Origin of the sequence: Citrobacter sp. Ce129, assembly GCF_030334545.1 — a bacterium.
Classification (GTDB): Bacteria; Pseudomonadota; Gammaproteobacteria; order Enterobacterales; family Enterobacteriaceae; genus Citrobacter; species Citrobacter europaeus.
In genome coordinates, this window is the sequence record NZ_JAOWDS010000051.1 from 1 (window position 1) to 20610 (window position 20610).

Annotated in this window: 22 protein-coding genes; 8 read left to right on the forward strand and 14 right to left on the reverse strand. The window is 52.4% G+C overall.

Annotated features, from left to right (window positions below):
- Nucleotides 1-194: 194 nt before the first annotated feature.
- The 10 genes from rlmC to OGV77_RS02120 all read right to left on the reverse strand — a co-directional run bounded on the left by rlmC (nucleotide 195) and on the right by OGV77_RS02120 (nucleotide 9188).
- A complete protein-coding gene (gene rlmC, locus OGV77_RS02075) occupies nucleotides 195-1325 on the reverse strand; it encodes a 23S rRNA (uracil(747)-C(5))-methyltransferase RlmC (protein ID WP_043015736.1) in 1131 nt (376 codons plus the stop codon).
- A gap of 166 nt (nucleotides 1326-1491) precedes the next feature.
- Nucleotides 1492-1980 (reverse strand): YbjO family protein, encoded by a 489-nt coding sequence (locus OGV77_RS02080; RefSeq protein ID WP_043015735.1) that lies wholly within the window; start codon nucleotides 1978-1980, stop codon nucleotides 1492-1494.
- Between the two features lie 59 nt (nucleotides 1981-2039).
- A complete protein-coding gene (gene potI, locus OGV77_RS02085) occupies nucleotides 2040-2885 on the reverse strand; it encodes a putrescine ABC transporter permease PotI (protein ID WP_003831669.1) in 846 nt (281 codons plus the stop codon).
- Nucleotides 2882-3835 (reverse strand): putrescine ABC transporter permease PotH, encoded by a 954-nt coding sequence (gene potH, locus OGV77_RS02090; protein ID WP_043015734.1) that lies wholly within the window; start codon nucleotides 3833-3835, stop codon nucleotides 2882-2884. Before potH ends, potI begins: the two co-directional genes overlap by 4 nt.
- Nucleotides 3836-3844: 9 nt before the next feature.
- A complete protein-coding gene (gene potG, locus OGV77_RS02095; RefSeq protein WP_043015733.1) occupies nucleotides 3845-4978 on the reverse strand; it encodes a putrescine ABC transporter ATP-binding subunit PotG in 1134 nt (377 codons plus the stop codon).
- Between the two features lie 138 nt (nucleotides 4979-5116).
- Nucleotides 5117-6229, reverse strand: a complete 1113-nt coding sequence (potF, locus tag OGV77_RS02100) for a spermidine/putrescine ABC transporter substrate-binding protein PotF (protein ID WP_043015732.1) — start codon at nucleotides 6227-6229, stop codon at nucleotides 5117-5119.
- Nucleotides 6230-6662: 433 nt separating this feature from the next.
- The gene (locus OGV77_RS02105; RefSeq protein WP_047412390.1) at nucleotides 6663-7139 is read right to left on the reverse strand and encodes a type III secretion system chaperone family protein; all 477 of its coding nucleotides are present in this window, start codon (nucleotides 7137-7139) and stop codon (nucleotides 6663-6665) included.
- Nucleotides 7140-7229: 90 nt separating this feature from the next.
- Nucleotides 7230-8132 (reverse strand): 30S ribosomal protein S6--L-glutamate ligase, encoded by a 903-nt coding sequence (rimK, locus tag OGV77_RS02110; protein ID WP_043015730.1) that lies wholly within the window; start codon nucleotides 8130-8132, stop codon nucleotides 7230-7232.
- Nucleotides 8133-8191: 59 nt separating this feature from the next.
- The gene (gene nfsA / locus OGV77_RS02115; protein ID WP_043015729.1) at nucleotides 8192-8914 is read right to left on the reverse strand and encodes a nitroreductase NfsA; all 723 of its coding nucleotides are present in this window, start codon (nucleotides 8912-8914) and stop codon (nucleotides 8192-8194) included.
- A complete protein-coding gene (locus OGV77_RS02120; protein ID WP_080625477.1) occupies nucleotides 8898-9188 on the reverse strand; it encodes a YbjC family protein in 291 nt (96 codons plus the stop codon). Before OGV77_RS02120 ends, nfsA begins: the two co-directional genes overlap by 17 nt.
- Nucleotides 9189-9360: 172 nt before the next feature.
- Between OGV77_RS02120 and OGV77_RS02125 the strand changes: the two genes are divergently transcribed.
- Nucleotides 9361-9624 (forward strand): GrxA family glutaredoxin, encoded by a 264-nt coding sequence (locus OGV77_RS02125; protein WP_016152408.1) that lies wholly within the window; start codon nucleotides 9361-9363, stop codon nucleotides 9622-9624.
- Between the two features lie 34 nt (nucleotides 9625-9658).
- On the opposite strand, the gene OGV77_RS02130 is transcribed toward OGV77_RS02125, so the two are convergent.
- The gene (locus OGV77_RS02130; RefSeq protein WP_043015727.1) at nucleotides 9659-10039 is read right to left on the reverse strand and encodes an inner membrane protein YbjM; all 381 of its coding nucleotides are present in this window, start codon (nucleotides 10037-10039) and stop codon (nucleotides 9659-9661) included.
- Between the two features lie 270 nt (nucleotides 10040-10309).
- On the opposite strand from OGV77_RS02130, the gene OGV77_RS02135 reads away from it, so the two are divergent.
- Both OGV77_RS02135 and OGV77_RS02140 read left to right on the forward strand, forming a co-directional pair.
- Nucleotides 10310-11995, forward strand: coding sequence for an aspartate:alanine antiporter (locus OGV77_RS02135; RefSeq protein WP_043015726.1), 1686 nt, complete (start codon nucleotides 10310-10312; stop codon nucleotides 11993-11995).
- A 268-nt stretch (nucleotides 11996-12263) separates the two neighbouring features.
- Nucleotides 12264-13061: an SDR family NAD(P)-dependent oxidoreductase gene (locus tag OGV77_RS02140; protein WP_087051497.1), complete on the forward strand. Its 798-nt coding sequence runs from the start codon at nucleotides 12264-12266 to the stop codon at nucleotides 13059-13061.
- On the opposite strand, the gene OGV77_RS02145 is transcribed toward OGV77_RS02140, so the two are convergent.
- Nucleotides 13048-13608: a TetR/AcrR family transcriptional regulator gene (locus OGV77_RS02145; RefSeq protein WP_043015724.1), complete on the reverse strand. Its 561-nt coding sequence runs from the start codon at nucleotides 13606-13608 to the stop codon at nucleotides 13048-13050. The genes OGV77_RS02140 and OGV77_RS02145 overlap by 14 nt on opposite strands.
- Before the next feature lie 85 nt (nucleotides 13609-13693).
- Here OGV77_RS02145 and OGV77_RS02150 point away from each other — a divergent pair, with 85 nt between their 5' ends.
- The 3 genes from OGV77_RS02150 (at nucleotide 13694) to OGV77_RS02160 (ending at nucleotide 16106) form a co-directional block, all read left to right on the forward strand.
- Nucleotides 13694-14902 carry an MFS transporter gene (locus OGV77_RS02150; RefSeq protein WP_047412405.1) on the forward strand — a complete coding sequence of 403 codons (1209 nt, stop codon included), beginning with the start codon at nucleotides 13694-13696 and terminating at the stop codon, nucleotides 14900-14902.
- Complete coding sequence (locus tag OGV77_RS02155) at nucleotides 14902-15717, forward strand: Cof-type HAD-IIB family hydrolase (protein WP_043015722.1); 816 nt, start codon at nucleotides 14902-14904, stop codon at nucleotides 15715-15717. Before OGV77_RS02150 ends, OGV77_RS02155 begins: the two co-directional genes overlap by 1 nt.
- Nucleotides 15718-15824: 107 nt before the next feature.
- Nucleotides 15825-16106, forward strand: a complete 282-nt coding sequence (locus tag OGV77_RS02160; protein WP_043015721.1) for a hypothetical protein — start codon at nucleotides 15825-15827, stop codon at nucleotides 16104-16106.
- A gap of 28 nt (nucleotides 16107-16134) precedes the next feature.
- On the opposite strand, the gene OGV77_RS02165 is transcribed toward OGV77_RS02160, so the two are convergent.
- Nucleotides 16135-17367, reverse strand: a complete 1233-nt coding sequence (locus OGV77_RS02165) for an MFS transporter (RefSeq protein WP_043015720.1) — start codon at nucleotides 17365-17367, stop codon at nucleotides 16135-16137.
- A gap of 297 nt (nucleotides 17368-17664) precedes the next feature.
- On the opposite strand from OGV77_RS02165, the gene ybjG reads away from it, so the two are divergent.
- Together ybjG and deoR are read left to right on the forward strand one after the other, a co-directional pair.
- Nucleotides 17665-18273, forward strand: coding sequence for an undecaprenyl-diphosphate phosphatase (gene ybjG, locus OGV77_RS02170; RefSeq protein ID WP_043015719.1), 609 nt, complete (start codon nucleotides 17665-17667; stop codon nucleotides 18271-18273).
- A 64-nt stretch (nucleotides 18274-18337) separates the two neighbouring features.
- Nucleotides 18338-19096 carry a DNA-binding transcriptional repressor DeoR gene (deoR, locus tag OGV77_RS02175; protein WP_043015718.1) on the forward strand — a complete coding sequence of 253 codons (759 nt, stop codon included), beginning with the start codon at nucleotides 18338-18340 and terminating at the stop codon, nucleotides 19094-19096.
- Nucleotides 19097-19141: 45 nt separating this feature from the next.
- On the opposite strand, the gene dacC is transcribed toward deoR, so the two are convergent.
- Nucleotides 19142-20344 (reverse strand): serine-type D-Ala-D-Ala carboxypeptidase, encoded by a 1203-nt coding sequence (dacC, locus tag OGV77_RS02180; protein WP_032944358.1) that lies wholly within the window; start codon nucleotides 20342-20344, stop codon nucleotides 19142-19144.
- Nucleotides 20345-20610 lie beyond the last annotated feature (266 nt).

Here is a 20610-nt window from a genome sequence, read left to right on the forward strand (position 1 = left end):
AGCGAACGGGCTGCCCCAAAGGGGCGAGCGAAGCGAGTCAATCCCCGCCTCACCGCCATATTTTAAGAAGAGCTCGTACGAAAGTACGGGCTTTTTTTTCGCATGTTGCATTTGCCGGATTCGGCGCTTCGCTTAACAAACCTACAAATGACGAACAGCCTGTAGGCCTGATAAGCGAAGCGCCATCAGGCAAGTTAGTTTTGTCGGCTGAGAAGCGTTAATACTTCGTAGTGCGCGGTGTGTGGAAACATATCGAAAAGCTGGACACGTTCAATGCGATATCCAGACAACTCGCGAATATCCTTCGCCATGGTTTGGGCATTACAGCTGGAATAAACGATAAAACGCGGCGCCATGCGGGAAAGAAAATCACACAGCGGCTTTCCAATCCCCCGACGCGGCGGATTCACCAGCACCAGGTCAGGCACTTCGCCCTGGGCGGTAGCAAACTGGGTCGAATCCAGCGCCTGAAAATGCAGATTCTGCAGCCCAAGCTCCTGCGCAGACTGTTTCGCACAGGCAATCGCCTCTGGTGCAATTTCAATCCCCGTCAGTTTCATCTGCGGTGTGGCGCAGTGCAGACCAAAGCCCCCGACGCCGCAAAACAGATCCCACATATGATTAACCGGAAGCTGACGCACCCAGTCGCGCGCCGTGGCATATAAATGCCCCGCCACCACCGGGTTGGTCTGGAAAAAGCTCTGCGGGCGGATCCACAACGGCACATCGTTAAAGCGTTCCGCCAGCGCCTGTTGTTCCGTCAGGAAGATTTCACTCTCCCCTTCCATAATCGCCATATGCACAGGCTGAATATTGGCGGTGATCACTTTTAACTGCGGCAGCTGTGCCTGTAACCATGGCAGCGCCGCACGCAGTTGGGCCAGTTTTGCCTCGGAACGCAGGACAAAACGCAGCATCATGCCGCCATCGAACCGGCTTTCCGTTAACAGCAGATACTTCAGCTCCCCGCGTTTACGCGCCACGTTATAGGGCGTTAACCCCGCACGGGCGATAAACGGTTTGAGCGCGGCAAATACGGGCGCAAAAGACGCAGGATAGAGCGGACAGTCGCACAAATCCTCCGGCGTACCGTCACGATGCAGCATCCCCAGCAGCGGTTTTTCCACGCTGCCGCTGACCACCATTTTGGCTTTATTACGAAAAGCGCTTTCCGGGCCGCTGACCGGCGCGCACCATTCTCCGACCGGATAATCAGCCAGTAGATTCTGCAGATCGGCTGTTTTTGAGAGGAGTTGATCGACGACTGGCTGTGTTATCCACTGACACGAGCGACAGCGTTCGGCGTCATAAAGTGCGCACTGCATACAAAAACCTACAAATTAACAGGGGGCCAAGATTATATACCCGTCATACTTCAAGTTACAGGTGCGTTGGCTGTGCTCACTCACCCCAGTCACTTACTTATGTAAGCTCCTGGGGATTCATTCTCTTGCCGCCTTCCTGTAACTCGAATTATTTAGGGTATTAACGTTATTGCAAACGGAAGAACCGTCTGCTGGACGCAGGAACAAACAGCAGTAGTAACACCAGCATATCCGGCAATTTTTGCATCACCAGCGTATGCAGGATTTCACGCCTGGACTCCCCCGCAATACTGAACAGTTCCGGGTATCCGTAGCCCAACGAAGCCGCCCACAGATAGACGCTAGCGATAATCTGGGTCAGCAGATAGATCCAGCGCGCCCAGTTTCGTCCTTTGACCAGCGAAAATGCGCAGTAAATTTCGACAAACAGCAGCACCAGGCTACCCAGAAACACCAGCGTCAAATTCCAGGTCTGTACGCTGCGATGAATAAATTCGCTGGTTCCGCGAAACCCGAGCGTATTAAAAATCATCAACAGATCGAGACAGCGGATCATAATAATAGCCAGCGCCGCCACCTGCACCAAAGCAGGGACGTTTAAGCGGGCATGTGATGTGGATGATTTCTTAAAAAATCCCAACGCGTCGTCTTCCATGAAAACGGCGCAGCCACCACAGCTGCGCCGTATAGACAGGTTGGCAGATTTTAGTTTTTTCAGCCACGTCTTGCACGTTGGATATCGCGAATCCGTTGTTTTTCTGTTCGCGCCATCAGATACCAAGCGATAAATCCGATAATTCCTACCACGCCAAGTATCAGCGTCGCCAGCGCGTTGATCTCCGGATTAACCCCCATACGTACGCTGGAGAACACCAGCATCGGTAACGTTGTGGCGCCAGGACCAGAGACAAAGCTGGCAATAACCAGGTCATCGAGCGACAGCGTAAAGGCCAGCAGCCACCCGGAGATCACCGCCGGCATAATCATCGGCAGCGTGATGACGAAAAAGACCTTCAGCGGCGTGGCACCAAGGTCCATTGCCGCTTCTTCAATGGAGTGATCCAGTTCGCGCAAACGTGAAGAGATGACCACCGCGACATAGGCCGTGCAGAAGGTGACGTGCGCCAGCCAGATGGTCAACATACCGCGATCCGCAGGCCAGCCGATGGCGTGCGCCAGTGCCACAAACAGCAGCAGCAGCGACAAACCGGTAATGACATCTGGCATAACCAGCGGCGCGGTGATCATAAAGGCGAAACCATTCGAACCACGAAAACGACCAAAGCGCACCATGACCACGGCGGCTATGGTACCGAGGATTGCCGCCATCGTTGCAGCGCCCGCGGCAATCGTTAAGCTCATGCCGACGGCGCTTATCATCGCGCTATCGTGGAAAAGCTCACCATACCAACGGGTTGACCAACCCGCCCATACCGTCACCAGCTTCGAGCTGTTAAACGAATAGATGACCAACATCAGCATCGGCGCGTACAGGAAGGTAAAGCCCAGCACCAGGATAAAAATACGCCACGGCGAGCGAACGACCGGTAAGTTATTCATCCGTGTTCCCCCACGCTTTTTTGCTGATATTTGTGGAACCACATGATCGGCACAATCAGTAGCAACAACATAATAATGGCGACGGCAGAAGCCACCGGCCAGTCGCGGTTATTGAAAAACTCCTGCCAAAGTACACGGCCAATCATAATGCTGTCCGGGCCACCCAGCAGTTCCGGGATCACAAACTCCCCAACAGCCGGAATAAACACCAGCATTGACCCTGCGATAATCCCGCCCTTGGTCAACGGCACGATCACGCTAAAGAAGGTTTTCAACGGTCGGGCGCCTAAATCAAGCGCCGCTTCCACCAGCGAGTAATCAATACGCGTCAGCGCGGTATAAATCGGCAGCACCATAAAGGGCAAATAGGCGTAAACAATACCGATATAAACCGCCAGATTGGTATGCAGGATCGTCAACGGCTGGTCGATAACACCCAGCCACATCAGGAAGTTGTTCAACACGCCGTTATTTTTCAGGATCCCCATCCAGGCGTAAACACGAATCAAAAACGACGTCCAGGACGGCAGGATCACCAGCAGCAACAGAATATTGCGCGTCGAGGGCTTGCTGTGCGCGACCGCCCATGCCAGCGGATACCCCAGCAGCAGGCAACAGACAGTCGAAACTCCCGCCACCTGCAACGATTGCAGGTACGCATCAAAATAGAGCGGATCGTCCGTCAGTTGCAGGAAATTGCCTAAGTTGAGCGTGATGGAGAGCTGACCATCAGCCCATGAAACGAGGTCGGTATACGGTGGAATAGCGCGCGCCATTTCAGCCAAACTGATTTTGAAGACGATCAGAAACGGCAGCAGGAACAGGAGCAATAGCCACACATACGGCAGCGCGATCACCAGCTTGCGCCCGTGCTTCATTTGCAGCCGCGACATAAACAGCGTGAATCGCCCCGCTTTATCTACGCGTGCCGGAGGTTCAAGTGTACTCATCTTCGCTCCTTAAACCGTCAACACCACACAACTGTCCGCATCCCAACATAAACGGACTTCGTCACCCCAGGTTGGTAATCCTTTGCGATAACGATGTTCATTTTGTAGCTGAGCGCTCAGCATTTGGCCACTTTTCAAACGTACGTGGTACACCGACAAATCACCCAGGTAGGCAATGTGCACCACTTCGCCTACCGCGAAGTTATATCCCTCTGGCGGAGGAGCTTCGCAGAGCATAATTTTTTCCGGGCGCAGCGCAACATACACCGGGACGTTATCGACAACAGAAGCATCGGCGTCAACTTTCAGTGGATGCACCAGACCTGGAGACTCAATAACCAGACCATCTTCCTGCCGTTCTTTCAGCAGCCCCTCAAAGACGTTAACCGAACCGATAAACTCTGCGCTGTAACGCGTGGTCGGATGCTCGTAGATCTCTTCCGGTTCGCCGATCTGGACAAATTTGCCACGGTTCATGATCGCAATGCGCCCCGCCATCGTCATGGCTTCTTCCTGATCGTGCGTCACCATCACGCAGGTCACGCCGACGCGTTCAAGAATATCCACCACTTCCAGTTGCATGCGGTCACGGAGCTTTTTATCCAGCGCTCCCATCGGTTCATCCAACAGCAGCAGCTTCGGCCTTTTCGCCAGGCTACGCGCCAACGCCACACGCTGGCGTTGACCGCCAGAAAGCTGATGCGGTTTACGTTTGGCAAACTCCTGCATATGCACCAGGCCCAGCATCTCATTCACCCGGCTGGCGATTTCAGCCTTCGGCAGTTTGTCCTGCTTGAGGCCAAAGGCAATGTTTTGCTCTACCGTCATATGCGGAAACAAGGCATAGGATTGAAACATCATATTAATCGGACGTAGATAAGGCGGAACGTGCGCTAAATCGACGCCATCAAGCATAATTTGCCCGGTTGTCGGCTGTTCAAATCCCGCCAGCATCCGCAGCAGGGTCGATTTGCCACAGCCGGACGCGCCGAGCAGAGCAAATATTTCACCTTTGTAGATAGTAAGATTGACGTCATCAACGGCGTGCTGACCGTCAAATGACTTGGTCAGATTGCGAATTTCAAGCAGCGGGGTCAGCGCCTTGCGGATTTTCGCTTGTGGGCGTGGGGTTGCATCATTCACTCAGGTGCTCTCCGGCATAAAACAAAGAAACGGTGCAAATAACGCACCACGGTGGTGCGTATTGCCGGGTTTTGTGTGTCCGGGATCGATACTGCCCGGCAGGCGTAAATCCTGCCGGGTCACGTCCCGTACATCAGGTTATTTTCCGCTTTTTACCTTCGTCCAGGCGCGAGTACGGACACGATCGATCTTCGGATCCTGAACTTTCAGCGTGAACAGCTTGGCGCGAACATCCGCAGGCGGGTAAATGCCCGGGTTGTCACGAACTTCCTGGCTGACCAGTGCTGTCGCTTCTTTGTTGGCATTGGCATAGAACACGTGGTCGGAAATATGCGCAATCACATCAGGGCGCAGCAGGTAGTTAAGGAACTGATAGGCTTCATCTTTGTTTTTCGCATCGGCTGGCATCGCGAACACGTCAAAGAACGCCATTGCACCTTCTTTAGGAATGGAGAATGAGATATTGACGCCATTTTTCGCTTCTTTCGCACGGTTTGCTGCCTGCCATACGTCCCCGGCCCAGCCGATCGCGACGCAGGTATCACCGTTTGCCAGGTCGTTGATGTACTGCGAGGAGTGGAAATAGCGAATATTCGGACGCAGTTTTAGCAGCAGATCCGTTGCCGGCCCGGTGTAATCATCCGCTTTGGTACTGTTTGGGTCTTTACCCAAATAGTTCAGCACCGTGGCGAACACCTCTTCGGGAGCATCAAGGAAAGAGACGCCGCAGCTTTTGAGTTTTTCCAGATTTTCTGGCTTGAGGATCAAATCCCAGCTATCAACCGGCGCATCCGGCCCCAGCACCGCTTTGACTTTATCCACGTTATAGCCAATGCCGGTCGTGGCCCACATGTACGGCATCGCAAACTTGTTGTCCGGATCGTGTTTACCCACCAGCTTTAGCAGTTCAGGATCGAGGTTTTTCCAGCCCGGCAATTTGCTCTTATCCAGCGGCTGAAAGACGCCTGCAGTCAGTTGACGCTCAAGGAAACTGGCGGATGGAACAACAAGGTCAAAGCCGGTACTGCCAGCCATGAGCTTACCTTCCAGCACTTCATTGGAATCAAATACGTCATAGATAACCTTAATTCCGGTCTCTTTTTCAAAATTAGCCACCGTATCCGGGGCAATATAATCAGACCAGTTATAAATATGCAGCGTTTTTTGTTCAGCAGCGAGCGTACCGGCAGAGATAGCCATCAGAGCGCCCGCAACCAGGCCTGATAACCATTTTTTATTTAAGGCGGTCATAATCTCTTTCCTTCTGAAAGTTCGTTAACAAACGAACAAAAATGTCACACTCTAATCATATGCAAGAAACGTGCATATTCTTTCATGCGGCACCAATGAAAAGAGAGGCCTCTCCTCACGCCGCTATTGCTCGCTGGCATCCGCCTATGCATTCAACATACATTGTGGCCGCAGCTCAGGTCACAAGGGGCTGTTTAAATGATGGCGTTGGTAAGCTTCGCAAGAATAACTTTAGCCAGGAATTGTGGATATAGCCCAGATTAAAAAACGTCTTTTATCAATTTTTTATGCAAGAATTGTCTATGACATAAAGCGGAACGCGCTGAATCGAGGTGAATAATTCTTTAATGAAAGGTTAAACGCAGAATAAAAACGGGCAATACGCAACCGCTCTGGCAGCGGCTGCGCAATATATGTCCAGATTCAGGAAGAATTAATGGAGGAAATGAACTTCAGCGCTGCTGTTTTGCGCATCTTCTTCAGCGTTAAATAACAGCTGATGCGCACCGGCTTCGAGGATCACCATCGATATTTGCTCTTCACTCTGGCGAACAAAATATTCAAACTGCTCAAACGTCACGCCTGGCGTAACGGATAAAGACTGGCAAACCACTAGCTTTGGCAGATTATCATCCTGCATATCCAGAAAGGCTTTCACCGTCAGTGAACTGGCATTAATCGCAGACAGGTCGGCGGCCAGTGGCAGCAGTGCAGAAGGTCTGACTTCCGCCATCGCGGAAAACAGAATGACGTTATCGACCAAATCAACTTTTGCATCAAAGATGCCGTCAAAATTCTGCATATGCGGCAAATGCAGCGCCTGACAGGTATCGCATTCAAAAAAACTCATGCCCAGGTCGTCGAGCCATTGACGCAACGTATCCAGAGTGGGAACGACCAGTGATGTCATAATAATGTGCGACCTCTATTGATGAAAAAAATACCGGCACAGCTTACGCAAAAAGATCGTGTCATACCACGATCGAAATCGATATTGTGCTTAGCCGCCGATTTTAAGGCAAAATTCAGGCGTAGCGTGACGCTCGATCCACTGGATCATCTTGCCGGCAATATCTATTCCGGTGGTTTTCTCCACCCCTTCAAGTCCGGGAGACGCGTTGACTTCCATAACCAGCGGCCCACGTTCAGCGCGCAGAATATCAACGCCTGCAACGTCCAGGCCCATTGTCTGAGCGGCTTTGAGCGCAATTTCTCTTTCGCGCGGCGTAATGTTCGCAATCGTGGCAACCCCGCCGCGATGGAGATTAGAACGAAAATCGCCCTCTTTCGCCCGGCGCTCAATGGCCGCCACCACCTCGTCACCTACCACGAAACAGCGAATATCTCGCCCTTTCGCTTCTTTGATATATTCCTGAACCAGAATATGGGCATTCAACCCACGAAAGGCATCCACCACGCTTTCTGCGGCCTGGCGCGTTTCCGCCAGTACCACGCCAATCCCCTGCGTGCCTTCAACCAGCTTCACCACCAGCGGCGCGCCGCCAACCATATCAATCATATCGCTGGTATCGTCCGGAGAGTGGGCGATCCCGGTGATGGGTAAATCGATGCCCTGACGCGCCAGCAACTGCAGCGAACGCAGCTTGTCGCGCGCCCGCGTAATCGCTACTGATTCATTCAGCGGATAGCTACCCAGCATCTCAAACTGGCGCAACGCCGCCGTACCGTAAAAGGTAATCGCTGAACCAATCCTTGGGATCACCGCGTCGAAATGGGGAAGCTGCCGGCCCTTGTAATGAATAGAGGACGCCGCCGGGCTAATGTTCATATAGCAAGAAAGGGGATCGATAATTTCTACCAGGTGACCGCGATGCATCGCCGCTTCACGCAGGCGTTTACAAGAATAGAGCGTTCCGTCCCGGGATAAAATGGCAATTTTCACCCTGCACCTCTCTGAATGACCTGGTAAAAGCTGGCGTATCATACACTGGGTTAAAATCTTTAGCGCGTGGCCCATCCCTGTTTATGCAAATATTCCAGGATAAAGGGGCGACTTTCTTTAATGATGGTACGGCGAATATGGTCGCTCCAGGTGTCACGGCGCGTATTACTGCCTCGGGTCAGGTAGTACTGCGCGAGCTGCTCATCATATTGCGACAAAGCCTCTTTATTGAGCGGCTGATACTGGTTTTCGTGCACCACAAGCGATGCGGGCAGACGCGGCTTGATATCCGGGTTATCGGCAGGCCAGCCGAGACACAGCCCAAACAGCGGCAGAACGTGTTGCGGAAGCTTCAGCAGTTCGGTGACTGGCTCAATGTTGTTACGCAGGCCGCCAATAAACACGCCGCCAAGCCCCAAAGACTCTGCAGCTGTTAGCGCGTTTTGCGCCATCATCGCGGTATCAACCACGCCCAGCAGCAGTTGTTCCGCCAACCCGAGTTGCGCGTCAGGGCAAATCTGCAAATGGCGATTAAAATCAGCGCAAAATACCCAGAATTCAGCGGCCTGCGCCACATGTTTTTGTCCACCGGATAAAGTAGCCAGTGATTCACGCAGGGCTTTATCCGTTATGCGAACAATCGTCGTGCACTGTAAAAAACTGGAACTTGATGTACCCTGAGCGGCGGCAATTATCGCCTCTCGCTGCGCATCCGAAATGGTATCATCGGTGAAATGGCGAATGGAACGATGGCTACGAAGTAGATCAATGGTTGGCGTCATCTCTTTTTTCTCTGTCTGAACGGGAAGAATCGCCGGGGGCTCGTGACATCAGCTGCGGCGCAAGCCGTTGAGCAATACGCCACGTTAATACCACCGCAGCGGGGAGCATCAGCAGCACACCCAGAAATATCATCACCACGCAGGCTAACGGACTGCTAAGCGGCGCGGGTAAAGAGAGGTAATCGTTAAGCGATAGCAACGCCAGCGATAACAAAACCATCCCTATGATTTCCAGCATCAATACGCTTTTGGGTAATGTACCAATTGTGCGCATAAGCGGCCTCCCGGCAAAATGGCTTTCATTATAAAACGTTCCGGCTTGTCGTGTTTAACAGTTATAGCTTGAGGATATCAAAGCAACAGGCTGAACCTGCTTTTCATCCGTCACAAATCGCGGCATCATAAACAGTATTGCCATCCGGCCTGATAAGTTCGAGGAGAGAGAGATGTTTGCCGTTATTTTTGGTCGTCCAGGGTGCCCGTATTGCGTGCGCGCAAAAGAATTAGCAGAAAAATTAAGCAATGAGCATGACGATTTTAACTTCCGCTACATTGATATCCATGCCGAAGGTATTACGAAAGCCGATCTGGAAAAGACGGTAGGTAAGCCAGTCGAAACCGTTCCGCAGATTTTTGTTGATCAAAAACACATCGGCGGCTGCACGGATTTTGAAGCGTGGGCAAAAGAGAACATGAATCTGTTCGCCTGATAGCTGTTTCTACGCCCTCCGCTGGAGGGCGTCATCAGTTCTTTTTCCGTCGTTGATGCTGATTGAACAGGCTACTGATAAACAAAAAACATAATGCGCCAAGCGCGCACCAAAACACCGCACTAAACAACCACGCCAGCTCTTGCCACAATGAACGCGTCGGCATAAAAACGAACCGCATCAGTAACAGACAGCACGGCGCCGCCAACATGGCACCAAGAAGGGGTTTGAGCACCTCCCGACGATGGGAGAAAAAACTTGCTGCAGCACCAGGCAGGATAAAAAACAACAATCCGACCTCAGGATGCCCTGCCGCCCTGAATGCCCCTTTCACGTTCAGCGTTAATGAAAGACACACCACAATAAAGAGCACAAAGCAGCAGACCGCACCCGCCCAACTTTGCTTATGTTTCAATCGTTCCTCCTGACACATTCTCTATCGAACACTCTTTTCGCCCGCAGGCGTCCAGTCAGATAAAGTAACCTGGCATTCCATGCCAAAAACACACTCACACGATTCTTATAGCCGTTGATACGTAATGAGATTAAACTAGCCGCATATATTGTTACGCTGCATTATTCGGGGCTGTGTACGAAGCTGTCGCCCCCTTAATTTCTGGCAAAAACATTAGCGTAAATTGCCATTTCTTTCAATAGCTTACTAGTAAACAAGAAGTTAGTCTCCGTGAATATAAACGTCGCAGATTTGTTAAATGGGAATTACATCCTGTTATTATTTGTGGTCCTGGCACTGGGCCTGTGTCTGGGTAAATTACGCCTGGGTTCAGTCCAACTCGGTAATTCCATTGGCGTTTTAGTGGTGTCCCTATTATTAGGTCAGCAGCACTTTAGTATTAACACTGACGCATTAAATCTCGGCTTTATGCTGTTTATTTTTTGTGTCGGCGTCGAAGCCGGCCCCAACTTTTTTTCGATTTTTTTTCGCGATGGGAAAAATTATCTAATGCTTGCTCTGGTGATGGTCGGTAGCGCAATGCTGATCGCCCTGGGGCTGGGTAAGCTGTTTGGCTGGGACATCGGCCTGACGGCGGGTATGCTGGCTGGCTCGATGACCTCCACGCCGGTGCTGGTCGGCGCAGGTGACACCTTGCGCCATTCGGGAATGTCGGGAACATCGCTTTCAACTGCCCTTGATAACCTGAGCCTCGGCTACGCCCTCACCTATTTGATTGGTCTGGTCAGTCTGATTGTTGGTGCGCGTTACTTGCCAAAACTTCAGCATCAGGACCTGCAAACCAGCGCCCAACAAATCGCACGTGAACGGGGTCTGGACACAGACGCCAACCGCAAAGTGTATCTGCCGGTGATCCGCGCCTATCGCGTTGGTCCGGAGCTGGTGGCATGGGCCGATGGCAAAAATCTGCGCGAACTGGGTATCTATCGCCAGACCGGTTGTTATATTGAACGCATCCGTCGCAACGGCATCCTGGCCAACCCGGATGGCGACGCGGTACTGCAAATGGGCGATGAAATAGCCCTGGTGGGTTATCCGGACGCACATGCCCGCCTCGACCCCAGCTTCCGTAATGGGAAAGAGGTGTTCGATCGCGATCTGCTCGATATGCGCATCGTCACTGAAGAAATTGTGGTGAAAAACCACAATGCCGTTGGCCGTCGCCTGGCCCAGTTGAAATTGACCGACCACGGCTGTTTCCTCAACCGCGTGATCCGTAGCCAGATTGAAATGCCTATCGATGACAACGTCGTGCTTAATAAAGGTGATGTGCTACAGGTCAGTGGGGATGCCCGCCGCGTGAAAACCATTGCCGACCGTATCGGCTTCATTTCCATTCACAGTCAGGTGACCGATCTCCTGGCCTTCTGCGCCTTCTTTATCATCGGTCTGATGATCGGGATGATCACCTTCCAGTTCAGTAATTTCAGCTTCGGCATCGGGAATGCGGCTGGACTGCTGTTCGCCGGGATCATGCTGGGCTTCCTGCGTGCCAACCACCCAACGTTTGGCTATATCCCGCAGGGGGCGTTGAACATGGTCAAAGAGTTTGGCCTGATGGTATTTATGGCAGGCGTCGGTTTAAGCGCGGGCAGCGGCATTGGCAATGGCCTTGGCGTTGTCGGTGGTCAAATGCTGATTGCCGGTCTGGTGGTCAGCCTGGTGCCGGTTGTCATCTGTTTCTTGTTCGGTGCTTACGTATTACGTATGAACCGCGCCCTGCTGTTTGGCGCCATGATGGGCGCGCGTACCTGCGCTCCGGCAATGGAAATCATCAGCGACACGGCTCGCAGTAACATCCCCGCATTAGGCTATGCCGGGACCTACGCGATTGCCAACGTTCTGCTGACATTAGCGGGGACACTCATCGTCATTGTCTGGCCTGGCCTTGGTTAGCGCTGAGATTTACCCTTTAACGAAAATTTTTTGCAGGTAAGCAGAACTTTTCTTCAAGGCGTCAGTCATAACTATTGCCACTGCTTTTCTTTGATGTCCCCAATTTGTGGAGCCCATCAACCCCGCCGTTTTGGTTCAAGGTTGATGGGTTTTTTGTTGCCTGTATTTTGCCTCCCTCCTTCCACCCCGGAAATGTCGCCCTATATTTGCAGCACGCCGGTTATGGCACATACTTTTACTCGGTGCTTAATGGTGACGGGAGTAAGCTATGTTGCTCGCAGGCAAAGTCGCGGTGATCTTCGGTGGCAGCGGGGCTATTGGTAGTGCGGTTGCGCAGGCCATGGCGCGCGAAGGTGCCCATGTGTACCTGGGCGCGCGCAGTCAGGAAAAGCTGGATTGGACGGCCAGTCGCCTTCGAACAGCAGGCGGTACCGTCGATACCTTTATCACCGAAGTACTCGACGAACACGACGCATCAAAACAAATTACTCAACTTGCGCAGCAAACCGGTGGAATAGATGTGGTAGTTAACGCGACCGGCTTTATGCATGAGCAGGGTAAGCGCATTGAGGCATTATCCCTCCCTGAGTTTATGGGCGGTATCACCCCTTTCCTCTCGGCGCAGTTCAATATCGCAAAATCTGTAACGCCGCACATGGGCGGCGATCGAGCGGGTGTCATTCTCACCGTTGTCGCGCCCGCGGCCCCGATGGCGATGCCTGGACATCTGGGTCACATCGTCGGCTGTGCGGGAACAGAGGCATTTATTAAAGCGCTCGCCAGCGAACTGGGGCCGGCAAATGTTCGGGTCGTCGGCGTGCGATCACATGCGATTGTGGACGCGGTAGCGGCCGGCTCGTATACCGGAGAGATTTTCTCCGCAAAAGCGCAATCAATGGGTATAACCGTCGATCAATGGTTAGCGGGCGCGGCGCAAAGCACCATGCTCGGGCGCCTGCCTACGCTTGCTCAAATTGCTGAGGTAATGACCTTTCTGGCTTCAGACCATGCAGCAGCAATCACCGCCACGGTGGTGAATATTACCGGGGGCGCTACCCAGAGCTGACTGTCGCGGACAAGCCCGCTATACGCTCCACCATCAGCAAAATATCTTCTCGCTGCAGCGGTTTTTTGTCCGTGACAAAATGCAGCGTCATCCCTTCAATAAACGCATCCAGCGCCCGCGCCGTCACCGGGTCAAACCACTGCTCCAGCGTTTGTTGGCTGCGTAGCATCCAGTTTTGCATCACCGTTTTTAGCGCCGGTTTACGGCTGGCGAAGGCATATAACTGATACATGAGCTCCATGTTGTCAGGCGTGGTGACCTGAGAGCTGTAAATCATATCGGTAATAGCCTGGCAAGCCTGCGACGCATCCTTAACGTCGGCAAAAAAGGCCTGATACTGCAGCAGCATCCTGTCAGTAAAACGGCCAAACGCCTCCATCAAAAGCTCATCGATACCCGAAAAGTAATAGGTCATAGACCCTAGGGGCACCTGAGCAATTGTCGCAATCTTGCGATGTGTAACCGCATGAATACCATGGGCTATTACCGCATCCAGAGTTGCCTGAACTATTTTTTCCCGCCGCTGCGGATCGTTCGCACGTCGCACTGCATTACCTCTTCTTGCATTTGTGTACAAATGTACACAACCTTGCTAATGTTGTCTTCTTTCCTCTTTTCTTTGGCTCGAATTCATGACTGGCATCTCATCACGCAAAGCCTTAAGACGTCGTACCTGGGCGCTGTTCACGTTCTTCTTTTTACCAGGATTATTAATGGCCTCCTGGGCAACGCGTACCCCTGCCATCAGAGATATTCTCTCCATCTCCACCGCCGAAATGGGCGCGGTGCTATTTGGACTCTCTATCGGTTCGATGAGTGGCATTCTTTGTTCGGCCTGGCTGGTGAAACGATTTGGCACGCGTAAAGTGATCCGCACCACCATGTCTTGCGCAGTTCTCGGAATGGCAATCCTCAGCGGGGCGCTCTGGCTGCATTCCGCCTGGCTTTTCGCGTTTGGCCTGGGCGTATTTGGTGCCAGTTTTGGCGCGGCAGAAGTCGCCATCAACGTCGAAGGTGCGGCAGTTGAGCGCGAAATGAATAAAACCGTGCTGCCGATGATGCACGGTTTTTACAGCCTGGGAACGCTGGCAGGGGCAGGGGTCGGAATGATGCTTACCGCCTTCAGCGTCCCGGCGACCGCGCATATTCTGCTGGCGGCGATGGTTGCAATCACCCCTATCTTCATCGCTATCAAAGCGATTCCTGACGGCACGGGTAAAAATGCCGCTGACGGAACTCACTCCGGCGAAAAAGGGTTGCCTTTTTATCGCGATATCCAGCTATTGCTGATTGGCGTCGTGGTGCTGGCGATGGCATTTGCTGAGGGTTCCGCCAACGACTGGCTTCCGCTGCTAATGGTGGACGGACATGGATTTAGCCCGACATCAGGCTCGCTGATTTATGCCGGCTTTACGTTGGGTATGACCGTTGGACGATTTACCGGCGGCTGGTTCATCGACCGCTATAGCCGCGTCGCGGTGGTGCGTGCCAGTGCGCTGATGGGCGCACTCGGAATTAGCCTGATTATTTTTGTCGACAGCTCCTGGGTGGCAGGTGTTTCCGTTATTCTGTGGGGACTCGGCGCATCACTGGGCTTCCCGTTGACCATTTCGGCTGCCAGCGACACCGGCCCCGATGCGCCAACCCGCGTCAGCGTTGTCGCAACGACCGGCTATCTGGCGTTCCTGGTAGGACCGCCACTGCTGGGCTACCTGGGTGAACACTACGGCCTGCGCAGCGCTATGCTGGTGGTGCTGGCGCTGGTGCTTGTCGCCGCCATCGTCGCAAAAGCGGTGGCGAAACCAGATCTCAAAAATACCACTGTGATGGAGAACAGCTAATGAGTATCAAATTAATTGCGGTCGACATGGACGGCACATTTTTAAGCGACCAAAAAACCTATAACCGTGAGCGCTTTATGGCGCAATATCGTCAGATGAAAGAACAAGGGATCCGCTTCGTGGTCGCCAGCGGCAACCAGTATTACCAGCTCATCTCCTTTTTCCCTGAACTGGCCAGTGAAATCTCTTTTGTTGCCGAAAATGGCGGTTGGGTGGTCAGTGAAGGCGAAGATGTTTTTAACGGCGAGCTGGCGAAAGACGATTTTCATGCCATCGTGCAGCATCTGCTGACCCGCACGGACATCGACATTATCGCCTGTGGTAAAAGCAGCGCCTATACGCTGAAGCAGTACAGCGACGAGCATAAAACTGTTTCCGCCATGTATTATCATCGTCTTGAATTTGTAGATAATTTTGACGATCTTAACGACGTTTTCTTCAAGTTCGGGTTGAATATTTCCGACGACCGTATCCCGCAGGTGCAGGCTGATCTGCATGAAGCCATTGGCGACATTATGGTGCCGGTGCATACCGGCTACGGCAGTATCGATTTAATTATTCCCGGCGTGCATAAGGCAAATGGTCTGCGCCTGCTGCAACACCGCTGGAATATTAACGACGATGAGGTTGTTGTGTTTGGCGATGGCGGAAATGATATTGAGATGCTGCGTCAGGCAGGATTTAGTTTTGCAATGGCCAACGCCCATGAGCCGGTTATCCAGGCGGCTAAATATCGCGCGGGGTCGAACAACGAAGAGGCTGTGCTGGATATTATCGACCGCGTGTTAAAGAATGAAGCACCGTTTACGCATTAATGCCTCAGCACAGACGGCAACAAAATAATGGCATGATCTATTCATAATCCGCCTCAAATTAACCCACTGGATTATTACTTCCGGTGAATATTTCAGGCGAGCGGATTATGAAGAAAAGTATACTGATGGCGACATTGTTGCTGGGTTTTGCGGGAACAGCATTTGCGCAAAGCGTTACTGTTGATGTTCCCAGCGGTTACAAGGTGGTGGTTGTACCCTCTTCCGTCAGCGTTCCGCAGGCGGTCAGCGTGACTTCCGCGCCGCAAACGGTGTATGTTGCTCCGGCACCTGCCCCGGCTCCTGTTTATCGCGCACATCCTTATGCGCGACATGTTGCAAGCGTTGGTGAAGGGATGGTTATCGAACATCAGATTGACGATCACCACTAAGTTGTCGCCAGGCCCGGGCAACCGGGCTTTAACCTTCCCGTGAATCCCCTACCCGTTTATCTTTCAGGAAGATAACCATCAGAATCAGCCACAGTACGCCGCTTGCCAGATTGAACAGGCTGAACAAACCGTTCCCTCCCAGCAGATAAGCGTGTTTACTCAGCTCGATACCAACGGTAAAAATCAGCATCTGCAACATCCCCATGGCGGCGGAAACCGTACCTTTACTCATTTCACTGGCGAACAGCGTCAGACGTACCAGTCCCGCATTCGCCACGCCAATGCCAAACGCATAGATGCTCAAACCTGCCGTCATCCATAGATATGCATGGGATGATACCACCGTGGCCGCTGCGGCAATCACCAGCCCGACGGCGATTGGCCAGCCGCCCATGATAATCAGCGAACGTACGGTTTTGCGTGAAGTCAGGCGCGCCAGAACCAGGTTACCGGCAATCAGCGCGCCAAAAATCGGCACCTGCAACAGGCCATATTCGTAGCTGCTGAGATGTTCACCGCTAATGATGATAATCGGCGACTGCGCAATCCACGCCAGTAACGGCAGGCTGACAAACCCCAATGCCAACGCGCCAGCCACGAAGCGCACATTCCTCAGCACCAACTTATAATCTTTGCCCAGCTCTTTAATGGATAACTTTTCGCCAAGTCGGGTTGCCGTTTCCGGCATCGCCCGTTGCAGACCAAAAAAGGAGATGGCGGCAAGAGCGGCAAACAGGATAAACATCCCTTCCCACGGCAGAATATGTACCCAGGCTGCGCCGACCAACGGACCCAGAAGTGGCGCAATCAGCGCTACGTTTGCCATCAACGCGGTTATTTTTATGCACACCGCTTCTTCAAAGGATTCCTGAATTGCGGCGTAACCCACCGCGCCAATAAAGCACAGGCTTATCCCTTGTAAAAAACGCAGGAAGGTAAACTGCTCAATATTCTGCGCAAGCAGGGTCGCAAGGCAGGTCACAATGAACCACAGCACACCGGTTAACATCACCGGGCGACGTCCAATACGATCCGACAGCGGCCCTAACAACCACTGCAAAAACATGCCGCCAGCCAGATAGGCGGTCATCGATGTGGGTACCCAATCTAATCCGGCGTTATATTGCTCCACCACCGCCAACATTCCGGGCTGGATCATATCGTTGCCGATATAAGTAGAGAATTCGTAAAGCACCAGACAGAGAGGGAAAAGTAATGCCTGACGCCCCAAACGGGCGCCTGAAGATAAACGGTTCTGCATGCAATCTCTTAACTATAGAAAAATCGCGCAAAGTGTAATAAATGCGCCGTACTGGTGATAGTGAATTATGTGATTTGAAAGCGAAATGCGCACATTTTTACACTCATTTGCTCACGAAGATTTGGCTTTAAGGTTAATTTAAGTTGAGGCCGCTATCATGCTCAATAAGTCTCATTAACTGTCTTAAAAATAGTCATTTAGCAGACAAATAAGACAAGACCGCTTTTTATTCCGTGAAAGCAATTTTATGCTCTCCCCCCTATGGGCCTTTAAACGATTACACTGAGTCTGGACGTTATGCTGGAAAATCTGAACAACTCACTTTTTTATCTCATCAATGCCACGCCGGACTCTGCGCAATGGATGATATCGCTGGCGATTTTTATTGCCAAAGACCTGATTAGCATCGTGCCATTGTTAGCCGTTGTACTTTGGCTTTGGGGACCGCGCGACCAGGTTATGCTCCAGCGTCAGTTGGTCATCAAAATGGCGATTGCGCTCATCGTCGGGCTGACGATTTCATGGCTGATGGGACATCTGTTCCCCCACGATCGTCCGTTTGTTAACCACATCGGTTACAACTTCCTGCATCATGCAGCGGATGACTCTTTCCCGAGCGATCACGGTACGGTTATCTTTACCTTTGCCCTCGCTTTCCTGTTCTGGCATCGCCTTTGGACGGGCGCTCTGCTGATGGGCGTTGCCGTAGCAATTGCCTGGTCGCGGGTCTACCTTGGCGTACACTGGCCGCTGGATATGCTGGGAGGATTACTCGCCGGACTGATTGGCTGTCTGAGTGCCCAGATGATCTGGCAGCGCTTTGGCGCAACCCTGTATCTCGGCTTGCAAAATTGCTATCGCGCCTGCTTCGCTCTGCCCATCCGTAAAGGCTGGGTGCGTGACTAACCCACGGTAAAAAGAGTAATATTAAGCGCGGCACAGAGCACTTATTCTACTCTCCAGGGGAACTATGGAAACTCGACGCGATGAGCGTATTGGTCAATTACTGCAGGCGCTGAAACGCAGCGATAAATTACACCTCAAAGAAGCCGCGACGCTGCTGGGTGTATCCGAGATGACCATTCGTCGCGACCTGAATAATAACGATGCTCCCGTCGTCCTGCTCGGGGGCTATATTGTTCTGGAACCCCGCAGCGCAAATCACTATTTAATCAGCGATCAAAAATCCCGGCTGGTTGATGAAAAACGCCGCGCCGCCCTACAGGCGGCAAGCCTCGTTCAGGCGCACCAGACCATCTTTTTCGACTGTGGCACCACCACGCCGTGGATCATTGAAGCCATCGACAATGAATTGCCTTTCACCGCAATCTGCTACTCGTTAAATACGTTTCTGGTGTTGCAGGAAAAACCGCAGTGCCGCGTTATTCTGTGTGGTGGCGAATTCCATGCCAGCAACGCGATTTTCAAACCGCTCGATTTCCAGGAAACGCTGAACAATCTGTGTCCGGATATCGCCTTTTATTCCGCGGCAGGCGTTCATATTGAGAAAGGCGCGACCTGTTTTAACCTGGAAGAGCTGCCGGTGAAACACTGGGCGATGTCGATGGCGCAGCATCACGTGCTGGTGGTCGATCACAGCAAATTTGGTAAGGTGCGCCCTGCGAGGATGGGTGAAGTAAAACGCTTTGATACCATCATCAGCGACAGCCGTCCTGACGAGGCATTTGTTGAGTACGCGAAAGCGCAACGTATAAAGCTGATTTATTAAGAGATGCTGCCGGATGGCGATAGCGTCATCCGGCAAACGCGAAGATTAAGAGAACCAGCCACCAAACCACTGGTGGAATTTCATCATCACAAAGTCCCACATGCGGCTAAAGAATCCGCCCTCTTCAACGTCTTCCATCACCATCAGCGGACGCTGCTCGATAGATTTCCCGTTCAACTGGAAGTCGATAGTGCCCACAACCTGACCTTTCTTCAGCGGCGCGGTTAACTGTGGCTCGGTGAGGGTAAAGCTGGCCTTCAGGTTTTTGAGCTGACCACGCGGGATGGTCACCGAACCCGCTTCTCCAGCGCCCAAATTAACTTCGCTCTTATCGCCAAACCAGACGCGCTGGGTCACGAAAGTCGCATCCGGCTTGATCGGCGTAACGGTTTCAAAGAAGCGGAAGCCCCAGGTCAGCAGCTTTTCTGACTCATTAAAACGAATGCGGTCGGTTTTCGCTCCCAGCACCACGGAGATCAGGCGCATATCGCCCTGAGTTGCGGAAGCCACCAGGTTGTATCCCGCCCCGGCAGTGGTCCCGGTTTTCATACCGTCCACGTTCAGGTTGGTACTCCACAACAGACGGTTGCGGTTCGGCTGGCGGATTTTATTAAAGGTAAACTCTTTCTCTTTGTGGATAGCATACTCTTCCGGTACATCGTGGATGAGCGCTTTCCCGAGCAGCGCCATATCACGTGCGGTACTGAACTGTCCTGCGGCATCCAGGCCATGCACCGTCTGGAAAGTGGTGTTGGTCAGCCCCAGTTTTTTCGCGTAGCCGTTCATCAGGCCAATGAAGGATTCCTGACTACCGGCAACGTAATCAGCAAGTGCAATACAGGCATCGTTCCCGGACTGAATAATAACGCCTTTGTTCAGATCGGACACCGCAACCTGATCGCCAGGTTTGAGGAACATGACCGACGAACCGCGCAGGGCCGGGTTACCGGTTGCCCAGGCGTCTTTGCCCACCGTGACCATGTCGTTGAGGTTAATTTTCCCGGCCTTTAGCGCCTGACCAACCACATAGCTGGTCATGATTTTGGTCAGACTGGCAGGGTCCAGTTTCTCATCAGCATTACCTTCCGCCAGCACTTTGCCGCTGGCGTAATCCATCAGGATCCACGCGCGCGCGTCCACGCTCGGTGGGGCCGTCGGTTGCTCCGCCGCCTGTACGGTCGGCGCCAAGAGGATTAAGAGTGCAGAACCTGCAGCAAAGCTGCGAAGTGAAGAGAAGTATTGCGTCATAAATGCCACCCGAGTATCCATTCCAAAAAACCACGTCATACCACACCGTGTTTACACAAAACCGGCCAAACGACCTCGGCCAACCCATGCAGAAAAGGTCTGATGGATGACGTGTAAAATAAGTGCGGTGAGTAATAACGCACTAACGAGCTTAAAGAAACCGTAAGTTGGTAAAGTTTTTAAAGTTTATGCAATAACGCCGCGCTGCGCTGCTCCTGGCACGATTTTTTTAGACTTTGTTGCGTAAATATTAGGTTTACCCCACC